Genomic DNA, 16,123 nt, shown 5'->3' on the forward strand with positions numbered 1-16,123 from the left:
GTAGGAGCGAGGCTTGCCCGCGAAGGCGTCCGCGAGATCGACTAATTTCTGTCAGCCAAAAACGCCAGCAACGCCGCCGTCACAAACCCCGGGTTCTCCAGATTGGAGATATGCCCCGCCTCCGGCACCAACACACAGGGGCAACCCATCAGCTCGGCCATCTCTCGGGCCTCGGACGGCGGCCGTGGCTTGTCCTGATCACCGCACATCACCAACGTGGTTTCAGGATTCAACTCGGCCAGACGCGGCAACAGATCATCCCGACCAAAGGTAATCCGCCCCATCGGCACGATACTCTCGCGCAGACGTCCAGCGGGCAACGCCGCCAGCGACGCACGGAACTGCTGATACAGCGCCGACTGCGGATCGATGCCCGGACGGAAGAAGATCGGCACCACGATGTCCAACAACTGCGGCGAGATCACGCCGGTGTCTTCGATCTGTTTGAACAGCGAAAAATAATATTGGCGAGTCGGTTCGGGTTCGACACCGACGTAGGTGTCCATCAGCACCAGGCCGTTGAGCCGCTGAGGTGCCGACAGCGCCAGACGCACGCCCCACATGCCACCGACCGACAAACCGACCAGCGTGACACGATCGATGTCCAGATGATCGAGCAGCGTCAATGCCTGACGTGCAATGTCATCCAGTGACGTTGTGCCTTCGGGCAGCCGTCCGGATTCACCGTGGCCCCAGAGGTCCAGGGCAATCACCCGATACTGCTGCGACAGCGCTGCAATCTGCGGCGCCCACATGGCCTGGTCCCACAGGTAGCTGCCAGCCAGCAGCACTGCCGGGCCAGTACCTTGGTCAAAGTAGTGAAGGGGTTGTCCGTCTATTGTTGCGAAGGGCATCGACTGTCTCCTTTGTGAAGGGGTCTACCGAAAAAGCCTTGGCAGGCTGAACTGCATGGATTTCACAGTCAACCTTGTTGAAGATCAAAAGATCGCAGGCTGCGCCAGCTCCTACAGAGGTTCGGCGTATACCTGTAGGAGCTGGCGCAGCCTGCGATCTTTTGACTTTAAAGCCCCTCCAACTCCGCCATCAGGTCATTCAAGCGATTGACCTTCTCTTCGGTGATGTCACTCGCCGCCAGCCCATCGATGTATTCGGCCAGCTCTTGCACCGTGCTGCACTCGAACATCGCCCGCAGCGGCACGTTGCGTTGCAGGGTTTTTTGCACCCGCGAGGCGATTTGTGTCGCCAGCAGCGAATGACCGCCCAGCTCGAAGAAGTTGTCGTGAATGCCGACCGGCTCCACCTTCAACACTTCAGCCCAGATATCGGCCAGGGTCTGCTCCAGTTCATTGCGCGGGGCTCGATAATCCTGGCTCTGCAACTGGCCGATCTCCAGCGCCGGAAGCGCCTTGCGATCCAGTTTGCCGTTGGTATTGAGCGGCATTTTGTCGAGCCACAACCAGTGCAGCGGCACCATGTACTCCGGCAGTTCGGCGCGCAGGCGCTGCTTGATACGTTCCAGTCGTTCACTCGGGTCAAGCGCCGAATCCGCTGCGACCAGATAGCCGACCAAGTGCTTGCCGCTCACACCTTCTTGCACGCCAACCGCCGCAGCGCGGACTTGCGGCTGTTCGTGCAGGCGCGCTTCAATTTCCCCCAACTCGATGCGGTAACCGCGAATCTTCACCTGATGGTCGATGCGGCCAACGTATTCCAACACGCCGTCACTGCGCCGACGGGCCAGGTCGCCGGTGCGATACAACCTGTCACCGGGCTCGCCAAACGGGTTCGGCACAAACACCTGGGCGGTGCGCAGCGGATCGCTGACATAACCGCGACCGACGCCGGCCCCCGAGACACACAACTCACCCACCGCACCCAGCGGGACCAGTTCCAGCGCGCCATCGAGCAGGTACAAACGGTTGTTGTCGGTCGGCGTACCAATCGGCAAGTAGCTGCCGCGGGTCGAGGCCATGTCGACGCGGAAGAACGCCACGTCGTCCGAGCATTCCGCCGGGCCATAAGCATTGACCAGCCCAATCTCCGGGTAACGCAACAGCCATTGGTGCGCCAGTTCCGGAGGCATGGCTTCACCGGTCGGCAGCATCCAGCGCAGACCGTCGAGGCTCATGCGGTCCTCGGCGAGCATGCCCTGGATCAGCGACGGCACGCTTTCGAGCACGGTGATGCCCTGGCTCTGAACGTGGGCCAGCAAACCCTGCGGATCGTGGGCGATGGTGTTCGGCACGATGTCCACCCGTGCACCGAACAGCGGTGCGGCGAGGAACTGCCAGACCGAGATGTCGAAGCTTTGCGAAGCGGTTTGCGCGATCACATCCGCAGCGCTCAGGTTCAGGTACGGCACCTTGCTCAACTGGTTATTGAGCATGCCGCGCTGTTCGACCATCACGCCTTTCGGCAACCCGGTGGAACCCGAGGTGTAGATCACGTAGGCCAGGTTATCCGGGGCACTGTAGATGCCGGGTTTTGTGCCGACACATCGCTCGCCTGCACGTCTTCCCAGACCAGCAACTTGGGTCTATTGGCACAGGCAAACTCGTCCAGCAACGCGACTGCCTGTTCACGGCAAGCCTGAGTGCAAACCAGCAACGGCGTACGGCTGAGGTCGATGATCCGGCCCAGACGCTGACTCGGCAGCGCCGGGTCCAGCGGCAGGTAACCGGCACCGGCCTTGAAGCTGCCGATGATCATGCCGAGCAGATCAAGGTTACGTTCCGCCAGCAACGCCACCGGTTGATCCAGCCCGATGCCAGCGGCGATCAACGCGTGACCGAGACGGTTACTGCACTGGTTCAGCTCGACGTAACTGTGCAGCCGGTCAAGGCAACTGGCGGCGATGCGCTGCGGATGCTGTGCGACCTGGGCTTCGAACAGCTCGACGTAGCTTTGCTCCAGCGGGTAGTCGTGCTCACTCTGGTTGCAGCCATGGACCAGAAAGTCCTGTTCCTCGGCGCCCAGCAGCGGCAAGTCGGCCATGTCGCCATGGAAGCCTTCGACCAGCGCCAGCAGCAAACGCTTGAACTCACCGAGCATGCACTCGACCGTGGACTCGTCGAAGTAACGCTGGTCGTAGGACAGGTGCAAACCGAGGTCATCGCCCGGATAGCAGACCGCTGTCAGCGGGAAGTTGGTGTGGGTGCGGCCCGAATCCGAGGTCGCGTTGAGGTTTTGCGCCCGATCCAGCACCGAGACTTCCACCGGGGCGTTCTCGAACACGAACAGACTGTCGAACAACGGCTGGCCTTTCGGCAGTTCACTGTTTTCCTGGATGCTCACCAGCGGCAGGTATTCGTACTCGCGCAGTTGCATGTTGCTGTCGAGCAAGCCGCTGAGCCACTGACGAACGCTGCAACGCTGATCGTCTTCGGGCATTTTCACCCGCAGCGCGATGCTGTTGATGAACAGCCCGACCGTGCGTTGCATCTGCGGCATGTCCACCGGACGCCCGGCCACCGTGACGCCGAACAGCACGTCGCGATCACCGCTCAAGCGTCGCAAAACCAAGGCCCACGCCGCTTGGGCGAACGTGTTGATAGTGAGTTGATGGGCCTGGGCCAGCTCACGCAATTGCGCACCGTCCCGAGCATCGAGTCGGGTGTAGCGATCGCCCACCACCATGCCGCCGCTGTCACCGGCGTGTTCCCGCAGGAACGGTCGGTCACTCGGAATCGGCGTGGTCCGCTCGAAGCCTTGCAGGTTGGTTTTCCACCACTGCCGCGCCTCGGCCAGGCTTTGGCGTTGCAGCCAGCCGATGTAGTCGCGGTAGCGCGGCGGCACGGCCAATTGCGCATCCCGACCTTCGCCCAGCGCCATGTAGATTTCGAAGAAGTCGTTCATCAGCAGCGAGCGGCACCAGGCATCGATCAGGATGTGGTGGTTACTCATCATGAACCAGTAGCGCGCCGCGCCGACCTTGATCAGGCGCAGGTGGAACGGTGCCTGGTTGAGCAGATCGAACCCGGCTTCGCGCTCGTTTTTCAGCAACGCTTGCAGCTTCGGTTCTTGCTTATTTTCGGCAATCGCGGTCCAGTCGAGGTACTCGATCGGCGTGCTGCCCGGTTTGTGGATCACTTGCAGCATGTCTTCGCCGACGTTCCAGCAGAACGACGCACGCAGGGCTTCGTGACGGGCGATCACCGCTTGCCAGGCCTGGGCGAAACGCTGCGGGTCGAGCTCGCTGTTGATGCGGTAGCGGTCCTGCATGTAGTAGAGGCCGGTACCCGGTTCCAGCAAGGTGTGCAGCAGCATGCCTTCCTGCATCGGGGTCAGCGGGTAGACGTCTTCGATGACGGCGGCCGGGATCGGCAGCGCATCGAGTTGCGGCTGGGTCAATTTCGCCAACGGGAAGTCCGACGGCGTCAGGCCACCGGCCTCGTCGTGCAGGCAATGCTCGATCAGGCTTTGCAACTCGCCGACGTAGTCCTGCGCCAGATCGCTGATGGTTTGCCGGTCGTGGCGTTCGGTGCTGAAGGTCCAGCGAAATACCAATTCGCCGCCGTAGACCTGGCTGTCGACGCTCAACTCGTTCGGCAGTGGTGCGTGTGGATCGTGAGCGGCGCCAACCGGCTCATCGAGTGGGCGGAACAACGCGTGCGCGCCGAAGCTCTGGTCGAACTGGCCGAGGTAGTTGAAGGTAATCGGCGCCACTGGCAACGCGGCCAGGGTCTGGCGGCACAGATCATCGGCCAGGTAACGCAGCACGCCATAACCCAGACCTTTATGCGGCACGACGCGCAGTTGTTCCTTGATCGCCTTGATCGAAGCGCCCTGTCCGTCCATTGGCACCAGACGCAGCGGATAAGCGCTGGTGAACCAGCCGACGGTGCGGGTCAGGTCGATCTCGTCGAACAGGGTTTCACGACCATGACCTTCGAGTTGGATCAACACCGATTCATGACCGCTCCAGCGGCACATGACTCGGGCCAACGCAGTCAGCAGCAGATCATTGACCTGGGTGCGATAGGCGGCCGGGGCCTGTTGCAGCAATTGCCGGGTGCGTTCGGCATCCAGTCGCACGCTGACGGTTTGCGCATGACGATTCTGTTGACCGCCCTGAGGACGATCACACGGCAGCACAGCGCTTGGACCGGCCAGTTGCGACTGCCACCAGCTCAGTTCTTCGCGCAGGGATTCGCTGCCGGCATAGGCCTGCAAGCGTGCGGCCCAGTCCTTGAAGGCGCTGGTTTTCGCCGGCAGGTTGACCGACTGCCGAGCTTCGAGCTGACGGTAAACCGTTTGCAGATCGTCCAGCAGCACCCGCCAGGACACACCGTCCACCACCAAGTGGTGAATAGCAATGAACAGACGTTGTTGGCCTTCAGGACCGTCGACCAGCAAGGCTCGGATCAACGGCCCTTGTTCGAGGTCGAGGCTGCGTTGGGCATCGGCGAACAGCGCGGTGCATTTGTCCATCGATGCAACGCGAACCTGCCACAACACCGGGGTGTCATTGACGGTTTGGTGTTCGGCGCGCCATTGCGCATCGACTTGAGAGAAGCGCAGGCGCAAGGCGTCGTGTTGTTCGATCACCGCCAGCAACGCTTGCTCCAGGCGATGGGGTTCCAGCGCCACGCTCGGTTCCAGCAGTAACGCCTGGTTCCAGTGCTGACGCTCGGCGATATCGGTATCGAAGAACCAATGCTGGATCGGCGTCAAACGCGATTCGCCGGTGAGCAAACCTTGCTCGGCGGTGACCTGCTCGGTGCGGGTTGCCACGGCGGCGAGGGTTTGCACCGTCTGGTGCTGGAACAGATCACGCGGGCTGAAATGAATGCCCTGCTGCCGCGCGCGGCTGACCACTTGAATGGACAGGATCGAGTCGCCGCCCAGTTCGAAGAAGTTGTCGTTGAGGCCAACCTGCACGACGTTCAGCACTTCGCACCAGATGCCGGCCAATGTCAGCTCAAGCTCGTTGCTCGGCGCCACGTAGTGCTGGCGGTTGAGCTCCGGGTCCGGCGCCGGCAGTGCGCGGCGGTCGAGTTTGCCGTTGGCGGTCAGTGGCATGCTCGCCAGCAGAATCAGGTGCGTCGGCACCATGTAGTCCGGCAGTTGGGATTTGAGGCGAGCCTTCAGTGCTTCGCGCAGGGCGGCTTGTTGCGCTTCGTCCTGTTCGGCGACGTCAGTGACCAGGTAGCCAGCCAGTTGTTTGCCGCCTGGCGCATCCAACGCCAGAACCACGGCTTCACGGATCGACTCATGTTCCAGCAGACGGGTTTCAATCTCACCCAGTTCAATGCGGAAGCCGCGAATTTTCACTTGATGGTCGATACGCCCAAGGTACTCGACCAAGCCATCGGCACGCTGACGCACCAGGTCGCCAGTGCGATAGATGCGCCCGCCGTTGTCGGCAAAGGGATCCGCCACAAAACGCTCGGCCGTCATGCCCGCCCGCTCGTGATAACCCTGGGCCAGGCCGGTACCGCCGACGTACAATTCACCGGTCGCACCTTGCGGCACCAAAGCCAGGTCGGCATCAAGGATGTACGCCACCCGCGCGCCGATCACGCTGCCGATTGGCACGCTGCCGAGCCCTTCTTCCAACATTTGCGGGGCAAGACTGGCCAGCGGCATGACCACCGTTTCAGTTGGGCCGTAAGCGTTAAAGAACACGCTCGGTTTGAACGCCGCGCGAATCCTCGCCAAGTGTTCACCGGTCAGGGCCTCACCACCCGTGATGCACATGCGCACCGGCAGGGTTTCACCCTGGGTCGCCAGCCACTGCGCCAACTGGCTGCCGTAGCTTGGGGTGAAGCCGAGGATGTTGATCTGGTGCTGACGTATCAGGCCGCAGATTTCTTCGGCATCCCACTGCCCTTGAGCGCGCAACACCACTTGGGCACCGCTCAACAGCGGCACCAAAAGACGCTCGGTGGCGGCGTCGAAGTTGATCGAATAGAAGTGCAGTTCGCAATCGTCCGGGCGCATGCCGAAGCGTTCGATCACGGCTTGGCAGTGCATGGCGATTTCGCCGTGGGACACCACCACGCCTTTCGGTTTGCCGGTGGAGCCGGAGGTGTAAATCAGGTAGGCCTGATGCTGCGCCAGGCTGATAAACGGCAACTCGCTGGCCGGGTAATTGGCCAGTTCGGCGGCGTCCTCTTCGAGACACCAACGGGCCACGGTTGATGGCAATTCACCGAGGGCTTTGAACATCGCCGTATCGCTGAGCAGCAGGCCGATGCCGCTGTCTTCGATCATGTAGTGCAGGCGATCGAGCGGGTATTCCGGGTCCAGCGGCACGTAGGCGCCGCCAGCCTTGAGGATCGCCAACAGGCCGATGACCATTTCCAGCGACCGCTCCAGCGCCAGGCCGACGCGCACTTGCGGGCCGACACCGCGCTCGCGCAGCACCCAGGCCAGGCGATTGGCACGGCTCTCGAGTTCGGCGTAGCTCAGGGTTTGTCCGGCGAAGGTCAGGGCCGGCGCGTCTTTGCGGGCCAGCGCCTGTTCGCGGAACAGCTGATGAATGCACTGGTCCAGACGGTGCTCGCCCGGCTCGATGCCGAGGCTGTTCAGCAGGTTTTTTGCTCGGTGGTTTCGAGCAACGGCAGTTCACTGAGACGTTGTTGCGGATCGGCCAGCAAGGCTTCCAGCAGATTGCGCCAGTGCCCGGCCATCCGCGCAATACGCGGTTCATCAAACAAATCGGTGCTGTAAGTCAGGCAGCAACCGAGGCGATGATCGAGGTCGGTGACTTCCAGGTTGAGGTCGAACTTGGTCGCCCGGGCATCGTTGGCCAGGTATTCAACGGTCATGCCCGCCAGTGTCCGGCGCTGCTGGAATTCCCAGCGCTGGACGTTGCACATCACCTGGAATAACGGGTTGTAGGCCGCGCTGCGCGGTGGCTGCAAGGCTTCCACCAGGTGATCGAACGGCAGGTCCTGATGGGACTGGCCTTCGATCACGGTGTGGCGAACCTGCTCGAACAACTCACCGACGGACATCTGCCCGTCGAGCTGGCAACGCAGCACTTGGGTGTTGAGAAACGCGCCGATCAGCCCTTCGCTTTCCGGACGAATGCGGTTGGCCACCGGCGCGCCGATGCGCAGATCAGTCTGGCCGCTGTAGCGGTAAAGCAGCACAGCCAGGGCGGCGGTGATGGTCATGAACAGGGTCAGACCGTTTTGCGCATTGAAGGCACGAACGCGGGCGGCGAGGTCATCGCTCAGATCGAATCGGAACAGTTCACCCTGGTGGCTTTGTACCGGTGGACGCGGACGGTCAGCGGGCAATTCCAGCAACGGATGCTCTCGGCCCAGTTGCCCGGTCCAGTAGTCGAGTTGGCGTTGACGCTCGCCGGATTCCAGCCACTGACGCTGCCAGACGCTGTAATCCAGATACTGCACCGGCAACGGTTCCAGCGGCGATTCGCGGTCATCGACAAAAGCTTCGTAGAGCGCGCTCAGTTCACGGGCGAAAATGTCCATCGCCCAGCCTTCGGTGACGATGTGGTGCAAGGTCAGCACCAGGTAGTGTTCCTGCTCGCCGGTCTTGACCAGACAGGCGCGCAGCAGCGGGCCGGTGTCCAGGTCGAACGGCTTGTGCGCCTCATCGTCAGCCAGTTGCTGGACTTGCCACTCACGGCCATCGGCATCGAGCGCGGTGAAGTCCTTCCAATCCATGCGCATGCCGGTCTCGGCATGCACCTGTTGCCGGGCCACGCCGCCAACGCTCGGGAACGTGGTGCGCAGGGTTTCGTGGCGAATGATCAACGCCTGCAACGCCGCTTCGAAACGCCCGACATCCAGCACCCCGCGTAGCCGTGCCATGCCGCCGACGTTATAGGCCGGGCTGTCCGGCTCCATTTGCCAGAGGAACCACATGCGCTGCTGGGAATAGGACAGCGGCACCGGTTGGCTGCGATCGACTTTCTCGATTGGCGGCTGCTGGTTGGTGCTACCGCTGGCCTGGATCAACCGGACCTGTTCGGCGAACGCGACCAGCTCACTGTTTTCGAACAGCGCGCGCAACGGCAATTCGACGTCGCAGGCCTGGCGGGTGCGGGAAATGATTTGTGTGGCCAACAGCGAATGACCACCGAGGGCGAAGAAGTCGTCGCGCAGACCGATTTGGCTTTGGCCCAGAACTTCGCGCCAGATACCGGCGATTTGCTGCTCGAGCACGGTAACCGGTTCGACGTGTTCGCAAACCTGCCACTGCGGTTCCGGCAAGGCCCGGCGGTCGAGTTTTCCGCTCGGGCTCAGGGGCATTTCATCCAAGCGCATCAGCTGCGCCGGGACCATGTATTCCGGCAGTTCAGCGGCCAGCGCGATTTTCAGGCGCGCGGACTGTGTGTCTTCAGTTTCGGTTGAATCGGTGGCGGTGTAGTAACCGATCAACTGGCCACCGGCCGCCGTCTCGCGCACCAGCACCACGGCTTGAGCAATGCCGTCCTGGGCCAGCAACCGCGCTTCGATTTCTTCAGGCTCCACCCGGAAACCGCGCAGTTTGACCTGCTGATCGAGGCGCCCGAGGTATTCGATCACGCCATCAGTTGTCCAGCACGCCCGGTCGCCGGTGCGGTACAGCCGCGCGCCCTGCTCGCCCAATGGATCGACGACAAAACGTTCGGCGGTCAGGGACGGACGACCGAGATAGCCTCGGGCCAAGCCAATACCGCTGATGCACAGTTCACCCGGCACACCGGCCGGCAGCGGATTGAGGTCGCCGTCGAGCACACGGCAAACCACATTGCCCACCGGCCGGCCAATCGGCGAGCGTTCGCCATCGGCCATGGTGCAATGCCAATGGGTGACGTTGATCGCGGTTTCGGTCGGACCGTAGCGGTTGTGCAGTTGCACTGCCGGCAATTGCTCGAGCACGCGCTTGCGCAGTTCGGCGGGCAAGGCTTCGCCGCCGGAGAACACCCGGCGCAGGCTGGTGCATTCGGCGGTCAGCGGTTCTTCGATAAACAGCGCCAACAGTGGCGGGACGAAGTGCAGCGTGGTCACGCCGTACTGCTGAACCAGTTGCGCGATGCGATGCGGGTCGCGGTGTTCGCCGGGCCCGGCAATCAACAAACGCGCGCCTGTGATCAGCGGCCAGAAGCACTCCCACACCGACACGTCGAAACTGATCGGGGCTTTTTGCATCAGCACGTCGGTTTCATTCAGACGATAAGTGGTCTGCATCCATTGCAGGCGTTCAGCGAGGGCAACGTGGGTGTTACCGACCCCTTTCGGCTGACCGGTGGAGCCCGAGGTGTAAATCACGTAGGCCAGGTTGTCGCCGTGCAGGTGCAGGCCCGGTGCCTGGCTCGGCCAGTTTTCCAGGTGCAGGGCGTCCATGGCGATCACGCTGACGCCATCGGTGGCCGGCAAGCGGTCGAGCAATTCGGTCTGGGTCAGCAGTAATTCGACGCCGCTGTCGCTGAGCATGTAGGCCAGGCGTTCGGCCGGGTAATCCGGGTCCAGCGGCACGTAGGCGCCGCCAGCCTTGATGATCGCCAGCAGGCCGATCAATAGCTGCGCCGAACGCTCGGCGGCGATGGCCACGCAGACGTCCGGGCCGACGCCTTTGTCGCGCAGGTAATGGGCCAGACGGTTGGCCTGGGCGTGCAGTTCGGCGAAGTCCAGTTGACCGCCATCCCAGATCAGCGCCGTGTGTTCCGGGGTCTGGCACAGTTGTTCATTGAGCAGGTCTGGCAGCCATTGGTTGGCTGGCGTACACGGTGCAGCGCTCCATAATGCGTGCTGGCCGTGCTCGCACGGGGTCAGCAGTTGCAGATCAGCGATGGCCTGTTGCGGCCGTTCGCAAACGTCGCGCAGCAAGTTAGTGAAGTGCTCGGCAAGGCGCTCGATGGTCTCGGCATCGAACAGTTCGCTGGCGTAATCGAAGGACAGGCTCAGGCGACCATTACGGTCTTCTTCGCTGTGCAGTTGCAGGTCGAACTTGGCTTCGCGGCTGTGCCACGGCAGCTCTTCCGCCAGCAGCCCCGGCAGACGACGCAACGCGCTCAAGTCCCGCTGCTGGTGGTTGAACATGACCTGGAACAGACCGGATTCCCGAGCCTGCGGGAACGCTTCGAGCAGTTGCTCGAACGGCAGGTCCTGATGCGCTTGGGCGCCCAACGTGGCTTGGCGGGTTTGCGCCAGCAGCTCGACGAACGGCCGCTGTGAATCGACCTCGGCGCGCAGCACCTGGGTGTTGATAAAGAAGCCGATCAGCCCCTGGGTTTCCAGGCGCGGACGGTTGGCATTCGGCACGCCGATGCGGATGTCACGCTGACCGCTGTAGCGGTGCAGCAGGCTCTGGAACACCGTGAGCAACAGCATGAACGGCGTGGCCTGGTGGGCCTGGGCAATCTGGTGGATCGCCTCGCTCAAGCTCACGCCCAAACGTACGGTATGCCGGGCAGCGCTGTGTGTCTGTTGCGCAGAACGTGGATGATCCGTGGCCAGGCTCAGCACCGGATGTTCATCGCCCAGCTGGTTTTTCCAGTAGGCCAGTTGTCGCTCGCCCTCGCCTTGCGCCAGCCATTGGCGCTGCCAACTGCCGTAATCGGCATATTGGGTTGGCAATGCCGCGAGTGTGGTTTTTTGTCCTTGTGAAGCCGCGGCGTACAGGCGCGAGAACTCGTCGACCAGCACGTTCAGCGACCAACCGTCGGCGATGATGTGGTGCATCGTCACCAGCAGTTGATGGTCCTCATCGTCGAGGCGCACCAGCATCACCCACAGCAACGGGCCATTCTCCAGATCGAACTGGGTACGGGCTTCGTCCTCACGGATTTGTTGTGCACGGGCTTCGTGTTCAGCGAGCGGCAGGTCGCTGATGTCGATCAGTCGCAGGTTGAATTCGCCGGCCACATCGACCTGTTGCAGGGCCACGCCGTCCCGCTCGAAGAAGCGTGTGCGCAAGGATTCGTGGCGTTCGATCAACTGTTGGAAACTGGCGCGCAGCGCGTCTTCGTCCAGCCCGCCGCGCAGACGCAAGGCGCCGGGAATATTGTAGGCGCTGCTTTGCGGGTTGAGTTGCCAGGTGATCCACAGACGGTTTTGCGCCAAAGATTGCGGCATCGCGTCGATACGCGACAGTGCAGTGATCTCGCCTTGGGCAAGGCCACCGTCCTGTTGCAGTCGAGCGACGGCATCGGCGAAGGCGCCGAGGGTCGGCGCTTCGAACAACAGGCGCAGGTTCAGCTCCAGGCCGAGTTCTGCGCGCAAACGTGCAACCACTTGAGTGGCGGCGATGGAGTTGCCGCCGAGCAGGAAGAAGTGATCGTCGGCGTTGATCTGTTTGAGGTTGAGCTGCTCGCCCCAGATCGTGGCGATCAGGCTTTGCAGTTCGCAAGCGGATTGAGCGGTGAATTTACTTTCAACGTTTGCCGACGGGAACAGCGCGTAGCTGTCGAGGCTGCCATCCGCCAGGCGATTGCGGCATGCCGAGCGTTGCAGTTTGCCGCTGGAGGTCTTCGGCAACGCCCCCGGATTGAGCAACACCACCACGCCCGGCGCTTCCTGATACGCCTCGGCCACCGCCTGGCGGATGGACTTGATCAGCGCCTCGGGCGCAAGGATTTTCTGCACGCTGCGGCTGATTTCCGCAGCGATGGCGATACCTTCCTGGCCGTCGATATTGACGGCGAACGCAGCAACGCGACCTTTGCGCACCACTTCCACTTCGCGCTCGACGGTTTGCTCGATGTCTTGCGGATAAAGGTTGTGGCCGCGAACGATCAGCAGGTCTTTCAGACGCCCGGTGATGAACAGTTCACCGTCACGCATAAAGCCCAGGTCGCCAGTACGCAACCAGGTACGGCCGGCGTGCTGGACGAAGGTCTTGGCGCTGGCCTCGGGGTTGCGCCAGTAGCCGTGGCCGATGCTCGGCCCGGTGGCCCAGACTTCACCGACGGCGTTGTCGGCCAGCTCGGCGAGCGCAAGCGGATCGATAATCAGCACCGCGTGATCCGGCTGGCTGACGCCGCAACTCATGATCGCCGCCCCCTCGCCCGGCTCGGCACGGTTTTGTGCCAATGCCTGATCATCCACCCGCAGATTGCCGATGCCTTGACCGCGAGGCGTGCCGGCTACGAACAACGTGGCTTCCGCCAGGCCATAGGACGCCATGAAGCTGTCCGGGGTGAAGCCGCACGCTGCGAACTTCTCGGCGAAGCGTTCCAGAGTATCGAGGCGAATCGGCTCGGAACCGGAATACGCGACGCGCCAGCCGCTCAGGTCGAGGCGTTCCAGCGCCGATTCGCTGACTCGCTCACTGCACAGCCGATAGGCGAAGTCCGGCCCGCCGCTGATGGTGCCGCCGTATTCGCTGATCGCTTCGAGCCAGCGCAACGGCCGGCCGAGGAAGTACGCCGGCGACATCAACACGCACGGCACGCCGCTGAAAATTGGCTGCAACAGACCGCCGATCAGGCCCATGTCGTGGTACAGCGGCAACCAGCTGACGATCACGTCGTCCGGGTTCAGATCAATGCCGAAACCATGTCGAATCAGCAGTTCGTTGGCCACCAGGTTGCCGTGACTGACCTGCACACCTTTAGGCAACGCGGTGGAACCGGAGGTGTATTGCAGGAAGGCGATGTGGTCGTCTTCAAGGTCCGGCGCGATCCAGCCATCAGCCAGCGCAGCGTCGAGGGTATCGACACAGAGCAACGGTGGTGCCCCGTCGATGTGCAACAAGGCATCGCGCAGGCCGGCGCTGGTCAGCAGCAGACGCGGCTCGGCATCGCTGATGATCGACAGCAGTCGTTCCTGGTGATGACGCTTGGTCGACTCCGGCGGATAGGCCGGCACCGCGATCACCCCGGCATAAAGGCAACCCAGAAACGCCGCGACGTAATCCGGGCCGCTGGGAAACAGCAGCACCGCGCGATCACCCAACGCAGCCTCGGCCTGCAGCGCGCCGGCAATGGTTCGCGCCCGCTGATCCAGCTCCCGATAACTGAGTACCACAGCCTGATCCGGGGTTTGGGCAAGAAACCGCAAAGCCACGCGGTCCGGCGTCAGGGCCGCGCGGCGCTGAAGGGCTTGGACCAGTGTGCTGGGGAGTTCGAACGCGTCGGTCATGAGGTTTCCTGCCTGAATTCGGCTTGCCAGTTGGAATCGGTTTTCGTACGTCACGCTCATTTAGATGGCGTGCAGGACGCAGTCTTCGCCGACCGCGCAAGGCTTGGGAGTGCTGTTTTGGCCGGGACGTATCCGCAACCATTCACCAATGAGAACGGTTGACGTCTTGCAATAATTAGTCGGCCGGCTTGAACCCCAACCGGGCCGGGCTTGCCTGCGTGTCGCAGTTCGCACTCTGCACTTTTGTGGAGCATTAATTCTCTTTCTCAATTGACAATCATTATCATTCAACCTAATTTGTCGCTCGATGTGTAGGACGGCTCCGAAACGTTTTCCGTCCCACAACCCTATTTGCAGCAAGGTGATTTCCATGACGGAACAAGTATCCACAAGCAGGTGCGATTCACCGCTACTTCAGGCTTTTGTCGACAACCGACTGATTCTGGTCAAAATTGCAGCCCGCATTACCGGCTGCCGGTCGCGCGCTGAAGACGTAGTGCAAGATGCGTTCTTCCGACTGCAATCGGCGCCTCAGATCACCTCTTCGTTCAAGGCTCAGCTGAGCTACCTGTTCCAGATCGTGCGTAACCTGGCCATCGACCACTATCGCAAGCAGGCGCTGGAACTGAAGTACTCGGGCCCTGAAGAGGAAGGCCTGAACGTGGTGATTCAGGGCGCTTCGCCGGAAACCTCGCACATCAACTTCTCGACGCTGGAACACATCGCCGACGCGCTGACCGAGCTGCCGAGCCGCACGCGCTACGCCTTCGAGATGTACCGTCTGCACGGCGTGCCGCAAAAGGACATCGCCAAGGAACTCGGCGTCTCGCCGACCTTGGTGAACTTCATGATTCGGGATGCGCTGGTGCATTGCCGCAAAGTGTCGGGCAGTCGCGCGGATACCTTCGCCCGTCGTTAAAAGCTTCGCGGGCAAGCCTCGCTCCTACAGGTTTGGTGTTAATCGCGTCATCGTCGTTTGACGCAAAACCTGTAGGAGTGAGGCTTGCCCACGAAGGCTGACCCAAGACCGCAACGAATCTTGAGCCTTGCGCTTCACGCCAGTTTGCACCGATCAAAAAACCGCTCACGCCCCAACACCATCAGCGCCGCGCGCTTGTGCGGGAAGTCGAACTCTTTTTCGCAGTGGAAACACTGGTTGTGCAGATACCCGATCATCTTCGCGTTGTCGGCGCGAGGTTCGGCGACCACGCGCCGGGTGCGCGGATCGTCGAGAAACAGGTAATGCACCAGCGCCGATAACCAACTCGCGACTTTATGCGGGCCGCGATGCGCCTCTTCTCCCACCAACATGTGAATGCCGCGGTCGTAATCGTCGGCGTCATAGAACGGCGCAATGCGATCTTCCTTGGCCCAGTAGGCTTCAAAGTAAGCGAATGGCTGATCATCAAAACATCCGATCAGCGTCAGGGTGTGCGGGTCGGCGTCAAGTTTGCTCAAGTACTCGCGATGCTTCTGGAGGCTACCCTCCTCTTCCCAGAAGCTCGCCACTCGCGGGTTGTTCTGCCAACGATTGAATCGGGTCAGGTCATTTTCTATTTCCACTGTGCGCAAGGAAACCCACGCACCGAGTCGCGCATCGAAACGCCGATAGACCTCGCCGCGCGGTTTGGCCGGGCGTAATGGATGACGCTTGCCACCGCTGATGACCCTCTGCTGTGGATAGCTGCCAGTCGTTGATTGGCTCAACCACGGCTGCGGCAACTGCCAGAACAAGGTGCGCTCGCAACGATACTCGCCAGCCACGTCGGTCGGAATCAGTAGACCGCTGAGCAAGGCTTCGGTCGGTGCTTCTTCCAGACGCCAGGTTAACTGCTGACAGCTCGGGTCACGGGCAAACAGCCAATAACAAGCGGCCCAGGATGCCTGACTGGCAGGCAAGCCGAAGCGCTCATCGACTTCGAGGTGCAACTCGGGCTCGCGGATCAGACGCAAGCGGATCAGCGGCTGCCCTTCCAGGCTGAGGCTCAGGCGGCTTTCGGTTTCATCGGCTACAAGACTGTGCCCTGACGGCAAGGCCAGGGCAGTCAGGTCATTCAGGTTGGACATGGGTCGGGCTCACGGTAATCGTCGACAGTTCAACGATGTGACGTGAGCCGGGG

3 protein-coding genes and 1 pseudogene are annotated in these 16,123 nt (G+C 61.9%); 1 reads left to right on the forward strand and 3 read right to left on the reverse strand.

Features of this window, described 5'->3' with window-relative positions:
• Window positions 1-41: 41 nt before the first annotated feature.
• Window positions 42-854, reverse strand: coding sequence for an alpha/beta fold hydrolase (locus JFV26_RS07765; protein WP_201191197.1), 813 nt, complete (start codon window positions 852-854; stop codon window positions 42-44).
• A 167-nt stretch (window positions 855-1,021) separates the two neighbouring features.
• A pseudogene (locus tag JFV26_RS07770) lies at window positions 1,022-14,003 on the reverse strand (non-ribosomal peptide synthetase).
• A 370-nt stretch (window positions 14,004-14,373) separates the two neighbouring features.
• On the opposite strand from JFV26_RS07770, the gene JFV26_RS07775 reads away from it, so the two are divergent.
• Window positions 14,374-14,922 (forward strand): RNA polymerase factor sigma-70, encoded by a 549-nt coding sequence (locus JFV26_RS07775; protein WP_133838209.1) that lies wholly within the window; start codon window positions 14,374-14,376, stop codon window positions 14,920-14,922.
• A 134-nt stretch (window positions 14,923-15,056) separates the two neighbouring features.
• Here JFV26_RS07775 and JFV26_RS07780 read toward each other — a convergent pair whose 3' ends face one another.
• On the reverse strand, window positions 15,057-16,070 hold the full coding sequence (locus JFV26_RS07780; protein ID WP_201191199.1) for a GNAT family N-acetyltransferase: 1,014 nt from the start codon (window positions 16,068-16,070) through the stop codon (window positions 15,057-15,059).
• Between the last annotated feature and the right edge of the window lie 53 nt (window positions 16,071-16,123).

The sequence above is a fragment of the Pseudomonas sp. TH31 genome (assembly GCF_016650815.1).
Lineage (GTDB): Bacteria > Pseudomonadota > Gammaproteobacteria > Pseudomonadales > Pseudomonadaceae > Aquipseudomonas.